Genomic DNA, 16665 nt, shown 5'->3' with positions numbered 1-16665 from the left:
CCTTCTGGGCGAGCTCACCGGAGTACGGGGCGCCGGCCTGCCGGTGGAAGCGGTCGCCGGCCTGCCGGTGGGAGCAGCCGCGCGGGGGAGGGGACGGTCCGCCGGGAGAGGTTTCGGGCACGGCAGAAAGCCGGCCCACCCGGAGGTGGACCGGCTTTCTGCAGCGGACCAGGCCGTGGCCGCGCGCTCAGCTGACGCGTCAGCGCGAGACCTTGCCGGCCTTGATGCACGAGGTGCAAGCGTTCACGCGCTTCGGCGTCCCGCCGACCACGGTACGCACACGCTGGATGTTCGGGTTCCAGCGACGGGACGTACGGCGGTGCGAGTGCGAGATGTTGTTGCCGAAGCTCGGCCCCTTGCCACAGACGTCGCAGTTGGCAGCCACGGGTCACTCCAAAGACTTCAGATGCACTTACGGTTGACCCCGGCATGCCGGGATCAAGGTTCCGGAGCCGCGAACGGTCCGGCATCTGAGTGGCGGTGCCAGGGGGGAGAGAGCCCGATCGGGATCGGGCAACCGGAGCAGCATACAACGGCTGCTCCCGTACAACGAAACTACCACGGCAGCTCAGAGGCCCGCCCCCGGCCCTCTTCCGGCGGACACCCCTCCAAGGTCTACGCTGCCTGCCACATCCAGCAGCTCAGGGAGGCGCAGGTGGCGCAGGTGCCGCAGAGGTTCTTCGACGCTCTGGCGGTGCGCACCTGGTGCGGTCTGTCGCTGCGCGCCCTGGGGCGGGCGCGCGAGGAGATCGACGCGATCAACGTCTATCCGGTGGCGGACGGGGACACCGGCACGAACCTGTACCTGACCGTCGAGTCGGCCGTCGCCGCCGTGGAGGCCGTGTTCGCGGCGCACGAGGTGGACGCCGGGAAGCGGGACGAGGGCGACGGGCCTTCGCTGGCCGACACCGTCGGTGCCATGGCGCACGGCGCGCTGATCGGCGCACGCGGCAACTCGGGGACGATCCTCGCGCAGCTGCTGCGCGGCATGGCCCAGGTGCTCACCGCCGGGGGTGAACCCGCTCACATCGACGGTCCGGGCCTGCGACGGGCCCTGCGGCACGCGGCCGCATCCGCCCGGCAGGCCGTGGCCCACCCGGTCGAGGGCACCGTTCTGACCGTCGCCACGGCCGCCGCCGACGCCGCCGACGGGGCGGAGGGCGACTGCGCGGTGGTGGCCCGCGCGGCCTACGCGGGGGCCCGCGAGGCGCTCGCCGCGACCCCGGGGCTGCTGCCCGTCCTGGAGCGCGCCGGCGTGGTCGACGCCGGCGGGCACGGCCTCGTCACGGTGCTCGCGGCCCTGGTGGAGACCTTCACGGGCCGGGCGCCGGGGGTGGAGGCGAGCGTCGTGCCGCACGCGCGCGTGCCGCACGACGGCGCGGACCCCGCGGGGGAGTGCGCCGCGGAGGAGGGCGACGGGAACGGCCCCGCCTTCGAGGTGATCTACCTCCTGGAGGCCGGGGACGCCGCCGTGGCACGGCTGCGGCAGCGGCTCGACGCCCTCGGGGACTCGCTCGTCGTGGTCGGCGGCGACGGACTGTGGAACGTCCACGTGCACGTCGACGACGCGGGCGCCGCCGTGGAGGCGGGCGTCGAGGCCGGGCGGCCGTACCGGATCCGCATCACCCACTTCGGGTACGGCGCCGCACACACCACCGGGACCGGGCGCCCGCTCCGGGAACGGGCCCAGCGCGCCGTGGTGGCCGTCGTGCCCGGGGAGGGCCTGGCCGGGCTGTACACCGAGGCCGGCGCGACCACCGTGCTCGCGCGCCCCGGGGAGCCGCCCGCCAGCGGCGAACTCGTCCAGGCCGTACGCCGGGCCCACGCACGCGAGGTCGTGCTGCTGCCCAACGACGCCGAACTGCGCCACACCGCGGCCGCCGCGGCCGAGCAGGCCCGCACCGAAGGCGTCCGCGTCGCCCTCATCCCGACCCGCTCCGCGGTCCAGGGCATCGCCGCGCTCGCCGTGCACGAACCCGAGCGGCGCTTCGACGAGGACGTGGTGGCGATGACCTCGGCGGCCGGCGCCACCCGCCACGCCGAGGTCACCGTCGCCGAACGCCAGTCCTGGACCACGGCCGGCATCTGCCAGGCCGGTGACGTGCTCGGCCTCGTCGACGGCGACGTGGCCGTGATCGGCGGGGACGTCACGGAGGTCGCCGCCACCGTCCTGGACCGCATGCTCGCGGCCGGCGGCGAGCTGGTGACCCTCGTCCTCGGCGACGGGGCCCCCGAGGCCGTCGCCGCCCACCTGGAGGCCCGCGTCCGCCAGGCGTACCTCGCCGTCGACACGGTGGTGTACCGGGGCGGTCGGCAGGGCGCGCTGCTGTTGATCGGCGTGGAGTAGCACGGGCGGCCCGGAGTACTCGGAGTACTCGGAGTACTCGGAGTGCCGGAAGCGCTCCGGAACACCCCGAGTGCCCCGGAGCGCTCTGCGGTGCCCCGGCGTTTCTCGGGGCTTCCCCCGGGAGGTGCGGGGCCGTTGTCAGTGGCGTGGTGTGCAATGGATCTCGTGCCCGCACTGCAAGAACCCCTGAAGAAGGTGCTCGGCCCCGCCACCGCGAAGGTGATGGCCGAGCACCTCGGCCTGCACACCGTCGGCGACCTCCTCCACCACTACCCCCGTAGATACGAGGAGCGCGGCCAGCTCACCCACCTCGCCGACCTGCCCATGGACGAGCACGTCACGGTGGTCGCCCAGGTCGCCGACGCCCGCCTGCACACCTTCGCCTCCTCGAAGGCGCCGCGCGGCAAGGGGCAGCGGCTCGAAGTGACCATCACGGACGGCAGCGGCCGCCTCCAGCTGGTCTTCTTCGGCCATGGCGTCCACAAGCCCCACAAGGAGCTGCTGCCGGGCACCCGCGCGATGTTCGCGGGCAAGGTCTCCGTCTTCAACCGCCGACTGCAACTGGCCCATCCGGCGTACGAGTTGCTGCGCGGCGGGGACGACGACGGGGCCGAGAGCGTCGAGTCCTGGGCGGGCGCCCTCATTCCCCTCTACCCGGCCACCGCCAAGCTGGAGTCCTGGAAGATCGGCAAGGCGGTCCAGACGGTGCTGCCCAGCGCGCAGGAGGCCGTCGACCCCCTCCCCGGCTCCCTGCGCGAGGGCCGCGGCCTGGTCTCGCTCCCCGAGGCCCTCCTGAAGATCCACCGTCCGCACACCAAGGCGGACATCGAGGAGGCCCGCGCCCGCCTGAAGTGGGACGAGGCCTTCGTCCTCCAGGTCGCCCTCGCCCGCCGCCGCCACGCCGAGACCCAACTCCCCGCCGTCCCCCGGAAACCGAGCCCGGACGGCCTGCTCACGGCCTTCGACGACCGTCTCCCCTTCACCCTCACCGAGGGCCAGCAGAAGGTCTCCCGGGAGATCTTCGACGACCTGGCCACCGACCACCCGATGCACCGGCTGCTCCAGGGAGAGGTCGGGTCGGGAAAGACGATGGTGGCGCTGCGCGCCATGCTCGCCGTCGTCGACGCGGGCGGGCAGGCCGTGATGCTGGCGCCCACCGAGGTGCTCGCCCAGCAGCACCACCGGTCGGTCGTCGAGATGATGGGGGAGCTGGCCGAGGGAGGGATGCTCGGCGGCGCCGAACACGCCACCAAGGTGGTGCTGCTCACGGGCTCCATGGGCACTGCCGCCCGCCGGCACGCCCTGCTCGACCTGGCCACCGGCGAGGCCGGCATCGTCATCGGCACGCACGCGCTGATCGAGGACAAGGTGCAGTTCCACGACCTCGGCCTGGTCGTCGTCGACGAACAGCACCGCTTCGGCGTCGAGCAGCGCGACGCCCTGCGCGGCAAGGGCAAACAGCCGCCGCATCTGCTCGTCATGACCGCCACGCCGATCCCGCGCACCGTCGCCATGACCGTCTTCGGCGACCTGGAGACCTCCGTCCTGGACCAGCTCCCGGCCGGCCGGTCCCCGATCGCCAGCCATGTCGTCCCGGCCGCCGACAAACCGCACTTCCTCGCCCGGGCCTGGGAGCGGGTCCGCGAGGAGGTGTCGAACGGCCACCAGGCGTACGTCGTCTGCCCGCGCATCGGCGACGAGGACGACGACCCGAAGAAGAAGTCCAAGCAGCTTGAGGGCGACGCGGAGAGGCGGCCCCCGCTCGCCGTCCTCGACATCGCCGAGCAGCTGGCCGCGGGCCCGCTCCAGGGCCTCAGGGTCGAAGTCCTGCACGGCCGTATGCAGCCCGACGACAAGGACGCGGTGATGCGCCGCTTCGCCGCCGGGGAGACCGACGTCCTGGTCGCCACGACCGTCATCGAGGTCGGCGTCAACGTCCCCAACGCCACCGCGATGGTGATCATGGACGCCGACCGCTTCGGCGTCTCCCAGCTCCACCAGCTGCGCGGCCGCGTCGGCCGGGGCTCCGCCCCCGGCCTGTGCCTGCTGGTCACCGAGATGCCCGAGGCGAGCCCGGCCCGGCAGCGCCTGGGCGCCGTCGCCGGCACCCTCGACGGCTTCGAGCTCTCCCGCATCGACCTCGAACAGCGCCGCGAGGGCGACGTCCTCGGCCAGGCCCAGTCCGGGGCCCGCACCTCCCTGCGGGTGCTCGCCGTCATCGAGGACGAGGAGATCATCGCCGAGGCGCGGGAGGAGGCGGCGGCGGTCGTGGCCGCCGACCCGGAGCTGACCGGCCTGCCCGGTCTGCGGACGGCCCTGGAGGCCCTCCTGGACGAGGAGAGGGAGCAGTACTTGGAGAAGGGCTGAGAGACTGGGCACGGACACCGTCCGTCCACCCGAGCACGCCGCGTACCGACAAGGACCCCAGAGATGACCCGCGTGATCGCCGGCAAGGCCGGCGGACGCCGCCTCACCGTCCCGCCAGGGACCGGCACCCGCCCCACCTCCGACCGCGCGCGCGAGGGACTCTTCTCCACCTGGCAGTCCCTGCTCGGCGGACCGCTGGACGGTGAGCGGGTCCTCGACCTGTACGCCGGCTCCGGCGCCGTCGGGCTGGAGGCGCTGTCCCGGGGAGCCGGGCACGTCCTGCTCGTCGAGGCCGACGCCCGCGCCGCCCGTACGGTCCGGGAGAACGTGAAGGCACTCGGCCTGCCCGGTGCCGAGGTCCGGGCCGGCAGGGCGGAACAGATCATCCGCACTCCGGCCCCGGCCGAGCCGTACGACATCGCCTTCCTGGACCCCCCGTACGCCGTCTCGGACGACGATCTCCGGGAGATCCTGCTCACACTCCGCACGGAGGGGTGGCTCACCGGGGAAGCGCTCGTCACCGTGGAGCGCAGCACCAGGGGCGGCGAGTTCCGCTGGCCGCACGGCTTCGACGCGATCCGGGCCCGTCGCTACGGCGAGGGAACGTTTTGGTACGGTCACGCCGCCTCTACGTGCGAAGACGCACGATGACCGGACCGGAGAGCGAGGGAACTCAAGTGCGCCGCGCCGTCTGTCCCGGGTCGTTCGACCCGATCACCAACGGACATCTCGACATCATCGCCCGGGCCTCCAGCCTCTACGACGAGGTCTACGTCGCCGTGATGATCAACCAGGCCAAGAAGGGCCTGTTCGAGATCGAGGAGCGGATCGACCTCATCCGCCAGGTCACCGCCGAGTACGGGAACGTGCGCGTGGAGTCCTTCCACGGCCTCCTCGTCGACTTCTGCAAGCAGCGCGAGATCCCGGCCATCGTCAAGGGCCTGCGCGCGGTGAGCGACTTCGACTACGAGCTCCAGATGGCCCAGATGAACAACGGCCTCTCGGGCGTCGAGACCCTGTTCATCCCCACCAACCCCACCTACAGCTTCCTGTCGTCCTCCCTGGTCAAAGAGGTCGCGACCTGGGGCGGCGACGTCTCCCACCTCGTCCCCCCGCTGGTCCTGGAAACCCTCTCCGAGCGCCTGAGGCAGGACTGAGCCCGCCCCGCCCCCACCCCTGCGCGCCCCGCACAGCTCACGGAGGCTGACAAACCGTCACCCGGTGTCCCCCGGACACCCCGGGGTCGTACAGTCGTCCCGTCCGTCTCCAACACAGCTGTAGAGAGTGGCGAGCACACGGTGGACGTGCAGAAGAAGCTCGACGAGATCACCGCGATGGTCTCCGGCGCCCGCGCCATGCCCATGTCGGCCTCGTGCGTGGTCAACCGCGCCGAGCTGCTCTCGATGCTGGAGGAGCTGCGCGCCGAGATGCCCGGTTCCCTCGCCCAGGCCCAGGAGCTGATCGGCGACCGGGAGCAGCTGGTCGCGCAGGCCCGCGAGGAGGCCGACCGCATCATCGAGGGCGCGCGCGCCGAGCGCGGCTCCCTGATCTCCGACACCGAGGTCGCCCGCCGCTCCCAGGCCGAGGCCGACCGGATTCTCGCCGAGGCCCGCCGGGAGGCCGAGGAGGTCCGCGCCGAGGCCGACGACTACGTCGACTCCAAGCTCGCCAACTTCGAGGTCGTCCTCACCAAGACCCTCGGCTCCGTGGGCCGGGGCCGCGAAAAGCTCCTCGGCACCGGACCCGGCCTCGACGAGAACGGCTACGAGGACGAGGACGCCCCCGAACGCAGCCACGACCCGGAGACCCTGCGCCGCGACGCCGACACCTACGTCGACGCGAAGCTCGGCGCCTTCGAGGCCGTACTGGCCAAGACCCTGGACGCGGTCGGCCGGGGCCGTCAGAAGCTGCACGGCCGTATCGCCACCGACGACCTCGGCGCCCTCGCGGACGACACGAGCACGGTCCAGCACTCCAGCGACGCGGACTACCTCGCCGGTCTCGCGGCCCTCTCCGACGCCCCCGCCGGGCAGCCCCCGCAGCGTGAGTACGGCGAGCAGCCGGCGGCGGCACAGGTACCGGCCCAGGCCGTTCCGGAGATGCCGTCGCAGCAGCCGGCGTACGGCTACGCCCAGCAGCAGCCCGACCCCTACGCCGGCTACCAGCAGACCTACGGCGGCCAACAGGACCCGTACGGCTACCAGCAGCAGCCGGCGGATCCGTACACCTACCAGTACGACCCCCAGCACCACGCGTACGACGACGGCGGACAGGGCTACGCCCAGCAGCCCTCCCAGCCCTCCCAGCCCCCGCAGGCTCAGCCGCAGGGCCTCGACGAGACCAGCCTCTTCGACACCAGCATGATCAGTGCCGAGCAGCTGAGGGCCTACGAACAGGGGCGCGGCCTCTAGGGGGTGGGTGTCGTCGGGACTGCCGGGGTCACGGGGTCCGGCACGCGCTTCCCCCCTGCCTTAAGGGCGGGAGTCCTGCCCCGTCGCCCGCCTCGCGGCTGCACGCGCCGGACCCCGCTCGGGCCGATCGCAGGGCACCGTCGCCCGCCTGATCCGAACGGCACACCCCGGCCCGCGCACCGGTCCCCCGACCGGATTGGGCCGTGAGCGAATGGTCCAGTATCCTGGCTCTTCGGTCGCGTGTACGTCCGCGATCGGCGCTGCCCGGGAACACCGATGGGCAGTCCCCCCAAGCTACGAAGGCCGAAAGCAGGAATGGTTCTGAACGCGCGCCTCGACCACCGCGACCCCCTCGTGTTCGACACGCACGAGCTGGGACGGCGGCCCGGTGCGCTGCAGCGCCTGACCCGCACGGTCGACGCTCCCAGGGACTTCGGTATCCAGGGAGTCATCGGAGTGCCGGAAGGCGCCCCGGTGGAACTCGATCTCCGGCTCGAGTCGGTCATGGAAGGGGTGCTCGTCACAGGCACCGCCCGTGCCAAGGCCGAGGGGGAGTGCGTAAGGTGTCTGGAGCCGCTCGAGCAGCAGCTTGTGGCGGACTTCCAGGAGATGTTCTCGTACCCTGACGCCGACGACCGGGGCCGCCCTGCGGCGGAACCGGGCGACGACGCCGAGGACGACGAGGACAGGCTCTTCGTCGAGGACGGACTGATCGGCCTCGAACCCGTGCTGCGCGACGCGGTGGTGCTCGCACTGCCGATGCAGCCGGTGTGCCAGGAAGACTGCCCGGGTCTGTGCTCCGAGTGCGGAGCACGCCTGGCGGACGACCCGGACCACCATCACGACGCCGTCGACGTTCGTTGGGCGGCTTTGCAGGGACTCGCCGGTTCACTCGGAGACGGCGAGAAGGACGAGATGAGCGGCGCCGAACCTGGCGTCGACGAGAAGCAGGAGAAGTAGCCGTGGCTGTTCCGAAGCGGAAGATGTCGCGCAGCAACACGCGCCACCGCCGGTCGCAGTGGAAGGCTGCGGTCCCCACCCTGGTTGCGTGCGAGCGCTGCCACGAGCCCAAGCTGCAGCACATCGCGTGCCCGGCTTGCGGCACTTACAACAAGCGCCAGGTCCTCGAGGTCTGAGCGGCTGGTGAGAGGCACTGTGTCAGTCCCCAAGAAGGCGGAAGTCGCCCAGGCGGACCCACCCGCCAAGAAGAAGGCGGACACCCAGGCCTCGTCCCACACGCTTCTGGAAGGGCGGCTCGGCTATCAGCTCGAGTCCGCCCTTCTGGTGCGTGCGCTGACCCACCGTTCCTACGCCTACGAGAACGGCGGTCTGCCGACGAACGAGCGGCTGGAGTTCCTCGGTGACTCCGTCCTCGGCCTCGTCGTCACGGACACGCTGTACCGCACCCACCCCGACCTGCCCGAAGGCCAGCTGGCCAAGTTGCGGGCCGCGGTGGTCAACTCGCGTGCGCTGGCACAGGTGGGCCGTGGGCTCGACCTCGGCTCCTTCATCCGGCTCGGCCGGGGCGAAGAGGGCACGGGGGGCCGGGACAAGGCATCCATCCTCGCCGACACCCTCGAAGCGGTGATCGGCGCGGTCTATCTCGACCAGGGCCTCGACGCGGCCTCCGAACTGGTGCACCGCCTGTTCGACCCGCTGATCGAGAAGTCCTCGAACCTCGGCGCCGGCCTGGACTGGAAGACCAGCCTCCAGGAACTCACCGCGACCGAAGGGCTCGGTGTCCCCGAGTACCTGGTTACGGAGACCGGCCCGGACCACGAGAAGACCTTCACTGCTGCCGCCCGCGTCGGAGGCGTCTCGTACGGCACCGGCACCGGCCGCAGCAAGAAGGAGGCGGAGCAGCAGGCCGCGGAATCCGCGTGGCGGTCGATCAAGACCGCGGCGGACGAGCGCGCCAAGGCGACGGCCGACCAGCCGTCCGCCGAGGTCGACGAGGCCGCCGACACCTCGTCGGCCTCCGCCTGACCCACCCGTTCCACCGCACGTCCCGAACGCCCGCCCCACTCCCGGGGCGGGCGTTCGGCTCGTCCACCGGCCACCCGAAGGGGACGCCATGCCCGAGTTGCCCGAGGTCGAGGTCGTACGGCGCGGCCTGGAGCGCTGGGTCGCCCACCGCACCGTCGCCGACGCCCAGGTGCTGCACCCGCGCGCGGTACGCCGGCACCTCGCCGGCCCCGACGACTTCGCCCACCGCCTGAAGGACCACCGCATCGGCATCCCCAGCCGCCGCGGCAAGTACCTGTGGCTGCCGCTGGAGGACACCGGTCAGGCGGTCCTCGCGCACCTCGGCATGAGCGGCCAGCTGCTGGTCCAGCCGCACGAGGCACCCGCCGAGAAGCACCTGCGCGTCCGCGTCCGCTTCACCGACGCCCTCGGCACCGAACTCCGCTTCGTCGACCAGCGCACCTTCGGCGGCCTGTCGCTGCACGACACCACCCCCGACGGCCTGCCCGACGTCATCGCGCACATCGCCCGCGACCCCCTGGACCCGCTCTTCGACGACGAGGCGTTCCACCTCGCCCTGCGCCGCAAGCGCACCACCGTCAAACGGGCCCTGCTCGACCAGTCACTGATCAGCGGCGTCGGCAACATCTACGCCGACGAGGCCCTGTGGCGCTCCCGCCTGCACTACGAACGGCCCACCGCGACCCTCACCCGCCCCCGCACCGCCGCACTCCTCGGCCACGTCCGCGACGTCATGAACGCCGCCCTCGCCGTCGGCGGCACCAGCTTCGACAGCCTCTACGTCAACGTCAACGGCGAGTCCGGCTACTTCGACCGCTCGCTCGACGCGTACGGCCGCGAGGGCCTGCCCTGCCGCCGCTGCGCCACGCCGATGCGCCGGCGGCCGTGGATGAACCGCTCCAGCTACTTCTGCCCGAAGTGCCAGCGGCCGCCGAGGATCACGCCGTAGGCGTCCGCCGCGCGTCGTACCGCTCACGCGACGCCAGCACCTCGTCCATCCGTCCCTCCAGGCACTGGATGAGCGCGATCAGCCGACCGGCCACCTCGCGCCCCAGTGCGGTGAGCTCGTAGTCCACGCGGGGCGGGTTGACGGGCTGGGCCTCGCGGTGCACCAGGCCGTCGCGCTCCAGCGCGTGCAGGGTCTGGGCCAGCATCTTCTCGCTGACACCGTCGACACGGCGCCGGAGTTCGTTGAACCGGAAGGAGCCCTCGTACAGCGCGCCGAGCGTCAGAGCGCCCCAGCGCCCCGTGACGTGCTCCAAGGTGCCGCGCGAGGGACAGGCCCTGGAGAACACGTCGTACGGGAGGTCCTGCTCCTCCGTGCGCTCCTGCGTGGTCGACATACGCCCAGCCTACGTGAGCGCAGCGCGGTGCCGCAGACGGCGCTGCGCCGCTGACACCGCTCCCGGCGCTTCGGCCGCCGCTGACCGGGGCTGTCTCAGTAGCCGAAGTTCTGGGTCCACCAGGGGCCGCCGGAGCCGAAGTGGACGCCGACGCCCAGGGTCCGGAACTCGCAGTTCAGGATGTTGGCCTTGTGGCCGGGGCTGTCCATCCAGGCGTCCATCACGGCCTGGGCGTCGGCCTGTCCGCGGGCTATGTTCTCGCCCCCGAGATTGCCTATCCCGGCCGCCGCGGCCCGGTCCCAGGGTGTCGCGCCGCTGGGGTCGGTGTGGTCGAAGAAGCCCTGCTGGGCCATGGCCTCGCTGAAGTCCTCGGCCAGTTCACGCAGCGCGCTGTTCGCGGCCACCGGGCTGCAGCCCACCTTGGCCCGCTCGTCGTTGACGAGCTTGAGGACCTGAGCCTGGGCGACGGCCTGCTCCGACGCGGCGGCGGGGGCGCTGGGCCGGTCGGGCTCCTCGGTGGCCGGGCGCGACGGCGTGGGCTTCGGCTTCGAGCCGGGAGTCTTCTCGGGCTGCCGCGTCTTCGACGGAGCCTCGGCGGGGGCGCCGGGCTTCGACGCCGATGCCGAGGGGGACGACGAGGGCGACGAGGGGGCGGAGGAGTCGGGCGAGGAGTCCTTCGAGGAGCCGGTGGACTCCGAGGAGCCGGAGGGCGAGGAGGACCGGTCGGTGCCGCGGCTCGCGGAGGTGTCGCCGCCGCGGCCGGTCTCGGCGCTGCCGGAGGTGCCGCCCTGTTCGGACGGAGTGTTCGTCGGGGCGTCCTGGGACTGCACCCGGCCGCCTCCGCCGCCGCTGCCGCTGCCGATCCGGTAGTTGTCGAGGCCGGGCACCGCGCCCGTGGCCACCGCGACCGTGCCGATGGCGACCGCCGCGGAGACGCCGAGCAGCCCCGTGCGGACCGGAGTGGCGGCCTTCTTCCGGCGGCGGCGCCTGCCGGCGGGAGGCGGTCCGTCGTCGGGGGTGAACCCGTCGCTGGGGAAGGGGACCGTGCGGCCGGCCTGCGGGTGGCCTCCGCCGTCCGGACCGTCCGGCGCGAACAGGTAGGCGTCGCTCTTCGCACGGACCTCGGCGTACGCATCGGGGTTCAGGTAGGGCGCGATCCCCCTCGGGGGGCGGCCGTCCGCGTCCGGGGCCTGCGGGTCAGGGCCCCGTCCCGTCGTGCCGTCCGTCTGACGGCCCCCCGCGGCGCGGCCCGTGGCGGCGCGGCCGGCGGCGGAGCGTCGGTGGCGTCCCATGTCCTGGCCTTCCTCGTCCTCGCGCTGGACGTGTCCTCGCGGTCGACGTGTCCTCACGATCAACACGGAACTCACACGTTCGAGTGAGTTTCAGGTGAGTTTCATTGGGTGGGGACGGTACCGCATGGCGCAAGGGGGTGAAGTGTCCGGCGAGACATTGACTGGTTAGGTTGCCGTCATGAGTGAAGATGTACGGCTCGTCGCGTGGGTGCGCGGACAGGTCCAGGGCGTGGGTTTCCGCTGGTTCACGCGGGCCAGGGCGCTGGAACTCGGCGACATGAGTGGTTTTGCTCTCAATTTGGCCGACGGGCGCGTCCAGGTGGTCGCGGAGGGGCCGCGCGAGCGCTGCGAGGGGCTGCTCGACTGGCTGCGCGGTGACGACACGCCCGGACGTGTGGACGGCGTGACCGAGATCTGGGACACACCTCGTGGCGGATACGAGGGCTTCGCCATCCGCTGACGCGAGGCCTCACGGAGACCTTCGTTCCGGGTGCTGCCGTCTCCGGGAAGGCGTCCACGGCGGAAAACGGGCAGGTGGTTGCCAACGGCCGCCTGTCGTGGCAGGCTCCGCACGCAGGATGATCGCCACGCCCCGAGGGGCCCGCAGGAGTCGCCGCGTCGCCGTTTCGAGGCCGCGTGCCCCCGGGTACCCGCCGATACGGGGCGTGATCGTGTTGACCGTCAAACTTTTTGGTGAGACGCTGAAAGCCCCGCGCACCTTAGCTGTTTGGCATGGTTGAACGGCAGAGAAAACTCCAAAGTGCCAAGCACCGCGGGTGCGATTCCCTCACGACCCACACCGCTTCGGTCGGTCACTCATTGTGGAGGACCATCCATCATGGCAAAGGCGCTTCTCGGTTACGTCGGCGGCTCCGACCCTCGACTCCTCGCCGAGATGCGACGGCTCCAGCAGCGCGTCCAGGATCTGGAATCCGAGCTCGGACGGATCCAGGCGGAGAACGACGCGTTGGCGGCTGCCGCTTCTCACGACAGGATCATGGAGAGCATGGAGAGCGTTGACGCACACCAGGCGGAGCCTGCGCTCACCTGATCACTGCATCACTCCACTACGGCACAGCAGTGGTTGGGCCCGCCCGTACAACCGCTCAGGTGTCAGAGTCTGCAAGGGACGCTTCGGCGTCCCTTCTTTCTTGCCCCGCCTTCGCCCGCCTCCGCCGTCCGGCCGTCTTTTCCTCCCCCGCGCATCCTTTCACCCTCTTCAACGTCTGATGTGCCCTGGACGTTCACTGGTGAAACCGCGGCGGTTCACCCGTTCATGGAGTGAGACACCCGTGAAAGGTAGAGTCCGACGGCGTGCACCTGAAGGCCCTGACCCTCCGCGGGTTCAAGTCGTTCGCCTCGGCGACCACGCTCCGGTTCGAGCCGGGCATCACCTGCGTCGTCGGTCCGAACGGCTCGGGCAAGTCCAACGTCGTCGACGCGCTCAGCTGGGTCATGGGCGAACAGGGCGCCAAGTCGCTGCGCGGCGGCAAGATGGAGGACGTCATCTTCGCCGGCACCACCGGCCGCCCGCCGCTCGGCCGGGCCGAGGTGTCGCTGACCATCGACAACTCCGACGGGGCACTGCCCATCGAGTACGCCGAGGTCACCATCACGCGGATCATGTTCCGCAACGGCGGCAGCGAGTACCAGCTCAACGGCGACACCTGCCGCCTCCTCGACATCCAGGAACTGCTCTCCGACTCCGGCATCGGCCGCGAGATGCACGTCATCGTCGGCCAGGGCCAGCTCGACTCGGTCCTGCACGCCGACCCGATGGGGCGCCGCGCCTTCATCGAGGAGGCCTCGGGCGTCCTCAAACACCGCAAGCGCAAGGAGAAGGCGCTCAGGAAACTGGACGCGATGCAGGCGAACCTCGCGCGCGTGCAGGACCTCACCGACGAGCTGCGGCGCCAGCTCAAGCCGCTCGGCCGGCAGGCGGCGGTGGCGCGACGGGCCGCCGTCATCCAGGCCGACCTCCGGGACGCGCGGCTCAGGCTCCTCGCCGACGACCTCGTACGGCTGCGCGAGGCGCTCCGGGCCGAGATCGCCGACGAGGCCGCGCTCAAGGAACGCAAGGACGCCGCCGAGCAGGAGCTGGGCAGTGCGCTGCGCCGCGAGGCGGACCTGGAGGACGAGGTGCGCAGGCTCACGCCCCGCCTCCAGCGCGCCCAGCAGACCTGGTACGAGCTGTCCCAGCTCGCCGAACGGGTGCGCGGCACCATCTCGCTGGCCGACGCACGTGTGAAGAGCGCCACCTCCGCACCCCCCGAGGAGCGGCGCGGGCGCGACCCGGAGGACCTGGAGCGCGAGGCCGCCCGCGTCCGCGAGCAGGAGGCCGAACTCGAAGCGGCCCTGGAGGCGGCCGAGCACGCGCTGGAGCAGACGGTCGCCCACCGCGCCGACCTCGAACGCGCACTGGCCCTGGAGGAACGCCGCCTCAAGGACGTCGCCCGCTCCATCGCCGACCGCCGCGAGGGGCTGGCCCGGCTCAGCGGCCAGGTCGGCGCCGCCCGCTCCCGCGCCGCCTCGGCCCAGGCCGAGATCGAGCGGCTGGCCGAAGCACGGGACGAGTCCCGGGAGAGGGCCGCCGCCGCCCAGGAGGAGTACGAGGCGCTCCGGGCCGAGGTCGACGGGCTCGAAGCCGGTGACCAGGAACTCGCCGAGCGGCACGAGGCCGCCAAGCGTGGGCTGGCCGAGGCGGAGGCAGCTCTGAGCGCCGCCCGCGAGGCGGCCACCGCGGCGGAACGCGAGCGCGCGGCGACGCACGCCCGCCGTGAGGCCCTCGCCCTCGGACTGCGCCGCAAGGACGGCACCGGCGCGCTGCTCGCAGCCAAGGACCGGCTCACCGGACTGCTCGGCCCGGCCGCCGGGCTCCTCACCGTGACGCCCGGCCACGAGGCCGCCCTGGCCACCGCCTTCGGCGCCGCCGCCGACGCCCTCACGGTGACCTCCCCGGCAGCCGCCGCCGACGCCATCCGCCTGCTGCGCAAGCAGGATGCCGGCCGTGCCGCCCTGCTGCTCGCCGGCGCCCCCGACGACGTGGCGGGGGCGCCGCGCGGCGAGGGGCCGCCGTACGCCGCCGACCTGGTGCGCGGGCCGGCCGACCTGATGCCCGCCGTACGGCGGCTGCTGCGCGGGATGGTCGTCGTCGCCACCCTGGAGGACGCCGAGGACCTCGTCTACGCGCACCCGGAACTGACCGCCGTCACCGCCGAGGGCGACCTGCTGGGCGCCCACTTCGCGCAGGGCGGGTCCGCCGGGGCGCCGAGCCTGCTGGAGGTGCAGGCCTCCGTGGACCAGGCCGCCGCCGAGCTGGAGGAACTGGGCGTGCGGTGCGAGCAGCTCGCCGAGGCGCAGGCCGCCGCCGGCGAGCGGCGCCGGGAGTGCGCCGCGCTCGTCGAGGAACTGGGGGAGCGGCGCCGGGCCGCCGACCGGGAGAAGTCCGCCGTGGCCCAGCAGCTGGGCCGGCTCGCGGGGCAGGCGCGGGGCGCCGCCGGTGAGGCCGAGCGGTCCGCCGCCGCGGCGGCCCGGGCGCAGGAGGCGCTGGACAAGGCGCTGACGGACGTCGAGGAACTGGCGGAGCGGCTCGCCGTGGCGGAGGAGACGCCGGTCGAGGAGGAGCCCGACACCTCCGCGCGCGACCGGCTCGCCGCCGACGGCGCCAACGCACGCCAGACCGAGATGGAGGCCCGCCTCCAGGTCCGTACCCACGAGGAGCGGGTCAAGGGCCTCGCCGGAAGGGCCGACTCCCTGGACCGTGCCGCCCGCGCGGAACGTGAGGCACGCGCGCGTGCCGAACAGCGGCGGGCCCGGCTGCGGCACGAGGCGGCCGTCGCCGAGGCGGTCGCCGCAGGCGCCCGGCAGCTGCTCGCGCACGTGGAGGTCTCCCTGACCCGCGCCGACGAGGAGCGCACCGCCGCCGAGGCCGCCAGGACGCGGCGCGAACAGGAGCTGACCGCCGCGCGCACCACCGGGCGCGACCTCAAGGCGGAGCTCGACAAGTTGACGGATTCAGTCCACCGGGGCGAGGTACTCGGCGCCGAGAAGCGGCTGCGCATCGAGCAGCTGGAGACCAAGGCGCTGGAGGAACTCGGTGTGGAACCGGCGGGGCTCACGGCCGAGTACGGCCCCCATCAAGAGGTGCCGCCCTCGCCCCCCGCCGAGGGCGAGGAGCTCCCCGAGACCGCATCCGACCCCGCCGCGGGGGACGACCCGCGCAACCGTCCGCGGCCCTTCGTCCGCGCCGAGCAGGAGAAGCGCCTGAAGGCCGCCGAACGCGCCTACCAGCAGCTCGGCAAGGTCAATCCGCTGGCCCTGGAGGAGTTCGCGGCGCTGGAGGAACGGCACCAGTTCCTCAGTGAGCAGCTCGAGGACCTGAAGAAGACCCGCGCCGACCTGCTCCAGGTCGTCAAGGAGGTCGACGAACGCGTCGAGCAGGTCTTCACCGAGGCCTTCCGGGACACGGCCCGGGAGTTCGAGGGCGTCTTCGGCAGGCTGTTCCCGGGCGGTGAGGGGCGGCTGATCCTGACCGACCCCGACAACATGCTCACCACGGGCGTGGACGTCGAGGCCCGGCCGCCGGGCAAGAAGGTCAAGCGGCTCTCGCTGCTCTCGGGCGGGGAACGCTCCCTGACCGCCGTGGCGATGCTCGTTTCGATCTTCAAGGCGCGGCCCAGCCCGTTCTACGTCATGGACGAGGTCGAGGCGGCGCTCGACGACACCAATCTGCAGCGGCTGATCAGGATCATGCAGGAGCTGCAGGAGGCGTCGCAGCTGATCGTCATCACGCACCAGAAACGCACGATGGAAGTCGCCGACGCCCTGTATGGCGTGTCCATGCAGGGCGACGGTGTGTCGAAAGTCATCAGCCAGCGGTTGCGCTAGCTACGCGCACGTTAGCTTCAACTCTTGAACAC

Annotated in this window: 15 protein-coding genes; 12 read left to right on the top strand and 3 right to left on the bottom strand. The window is 72.3% G+C overall.

Translation table 11 applies throughout. The features are described from left to right. Window positions 1–199: 199 nt before the first annotated feature. Window positions 200–385 carry a 50S ribosomal protein L28 gene (gene rpmB / locus ACP4IX_RS23935; RefSeq protein WP_013000438.1) on the bottom strand — a complete coding sequence of 62 codons (186 nt, stop codon included), beginning with the start codon at window positions 383–385 and terminating at the stop codon, window positions 200–202. A gap of 270 nt (window positions 386–655) precedes the next feature. Between rpmB and ACP4IX_RS23930 the strand changes: the two genes are divergently transcribed. The 9 genes from ACP4IX_RS23930 (at window position 656) to mutM (ending at window position 10060) form a co-directional block, all read left to right on the top strand. Next, complete coding sequence (locus ACP4IX_RS23930) at window positions 656–2347, top strand: DAK2 domain-containing protein (protein ID WP_426522070.1); 1692 nt, start codon at window positions 656–658, stop codon at window positions 2345–2347. Between the two features lie 156 nt (window positions 2348–2503). Then, window positions 2504–4714 (top strand): ATP-dependent DNA helicase RecG, encoded by a 2211-nt coding sequence (recG, locus tag ACP4IX_RS23925; RefSeq protein ID WP_426556572.1) that lies wholly within the window; start codon window positions 2504–2506, stop codon window positions 4712–4714. Between the two features lie 63 nt (window positions 4715–4777). Continuing rightward, window positions 4778–5365: a 16S rRNA (guanine(966)-N(2))-methyltransferase RsmD gene (rsmD, locus tag ACP4IX_RS23920; RefSeq protein WP_426522068.1), complete on the top strand. Its 588-nt coding sequence runs from the start codon at window positions 4778–4780 to the stop codon at window positions 5363–5365. A gap of 26 nt (window positions 5366–5391) precedes the next feature. Further along, the gene (coaD, locus tag ACP4IX_RS23915) at window positions 5392–5871 is read left to right on the top strand and encodes a pantetheine-phosphate adenylyltransferase (protein WP_426522067.1); all 480 of its coding nucleotides are present in this window, start codon (window positions 5392–5394) and stop codon (window positions 5869–5871) included. A 141-nt stretch (window positions 5872–6012) separates the two neighbouring features. Then, on the top strand, window positions 6013–7125 hold the full coding sequence (locus ACP4IX_RS23910) for a cell division initiation protein (RefSeq protein WP_426556571.1): 1113 nt from the start codon (window positions 6013–6015) through the stop codon (window positions 7123–7125). A 315-nt stretch (window positions 7126–7440) separates the two neighbouring features. Further along, window positions 7441–8085: a YceD family protein gene (locus ACP4IX_RS23905; RefSeq protein ID WP_426522065.1), complete on the top strand. Its 645-nt coding sequence runs from the start codon at window positions 7441–7443 to the stop codon at window positions 8083–8085. Between the two features lie 2 nt (window positions 8086–8087). Beyond that, window positions 8088–8261, top strand: coding sequence for a 50S ribosomal protein L32 (rpmF, locus tag ACP4IX_RS23900; protein ID WP_006139588.1), 174 nt, complete (start codon window positions 8088–8090; stop codon window positions 8259–8261). Between the two features lie 7 nt (window positions 8262–8268). Next, window positions 8269–9111 (top strand): ribonuclease III, encoded by an 843-nt coding sequence (gene rnc, locus ACP4IX_RS23895; protein ID WP_426522064.1) that lies wholly within the window; start codon window positions 8269–8271, stop codon window positions 9109–9111. A gap of 88 nt (window positions 9112–9199) precedes the next feature. Next, window positions 9200–10060 carry a bifunctional DNA-formamidopyrimidine glycosylase/DNA-(apurinic or apyrimidinic site) lyase gene (mutM, locus tag ACP4IX_RS23890; RefSeq protein ID WP_426556570.1) on the top strand — a complete coding sequence of 287 codons (861 nt, stop codon included), beginning with the start codon at window positions 9200–9202 and terminating at the stop codon, window positions 10058–10060. On the opposite strand, the gene ACP4IX_RS23885 is transcribed toward mutM, so the two are convergent. Both ACP4IX_RS23885 and ACP4IX_RS23880 read right to left on the bottom strand, forming a co-directional pair. Further along, window positions 10050–10454, bottom strand: a complete 405-nt coding sequence (locus ACP4IX_RS23885) for a winged helix-turn-helix transcriptional regulator (RefSeq protein ID WP_426522062.1) — start codon at window positions 10452–10454, stop codon at window positions 10050–10052. The two genes, mutM and ACP4IX_RS23885, sit on opposite strands and share 11 nt — an antisense overlap. 95 nt (window positions 10455–10549) lie before the next feature. Further along, a complete protein-coding gene (locus tag ACP4IX_RS23880) occupies window positions 10550–11746 on the bottom strand; it encodes a CAP domain-containing protein (RefSeq protein WP_426556569.1) in 1197 nt (398 codons plus the stop codon). A 178-nt stretch (window positions 11747–11924) separates the two neighbouring features. Between ACP4IX_RS23880 and ACP4IX_RS23875 the strand changes: the two genes are divergently transcribed. From ACP4IX_RS23875 to smc, 3 genes are all read left to right on the top strand, one after another. Continuing rightward, window positions 11925–12206 carry an acylphosphatase gene (locus tag ACP4IX_RS23875; RefSeq protein ID WP_426522060.1) on the top strand — a complete coding sequence of 94 codons (282 nt, stop codon included), beginning with the start codon at window positions 11925–11927 and terminating at the stop codon, window positions 12204–12206. A gap of 378 nt (window positions 12207–12584) precedes the next feature. Then, complete coding sequence (locus tag ACP4IX_RS23870) at window positions 12585–12797, top strand: hypothetical protein (RefSeq protein WP_003973418.1); 213 nt, start codon at window positions 12585–12587, stop codon at window positions 12795–12797. A gap of 263 nt (window positions 12798–13060) precedes the next feature. Beyond that, the gene (gene smc / locus ACP4IX_RS23865) at window positions 13061–16633 is read left to right on the top strand and encodes a chromosome segregation protein SMC (protein WP_426556568.1); all 3573 of its coding nucleotides are present in this window, start codon (window positions 13061–13063) and stop codon (window positions 16631–16633) included. Window positions 16634–16665: the final 32 nt, after the last annotated feature.

Origin of the sequence: Streptomyces sp. WG5, from assembly GCF_049974565.1 — a bacterium.
Lineage (GTDB): Bacteria > Actinomycetota > Actinomycetes > Streptomycetales > Streptomycetaceae > Streptomyces.
Note: the sequence above shows the minus strand (reverse complement) of the source record. Positions and strands in the feature narration are given on the sequence as shown.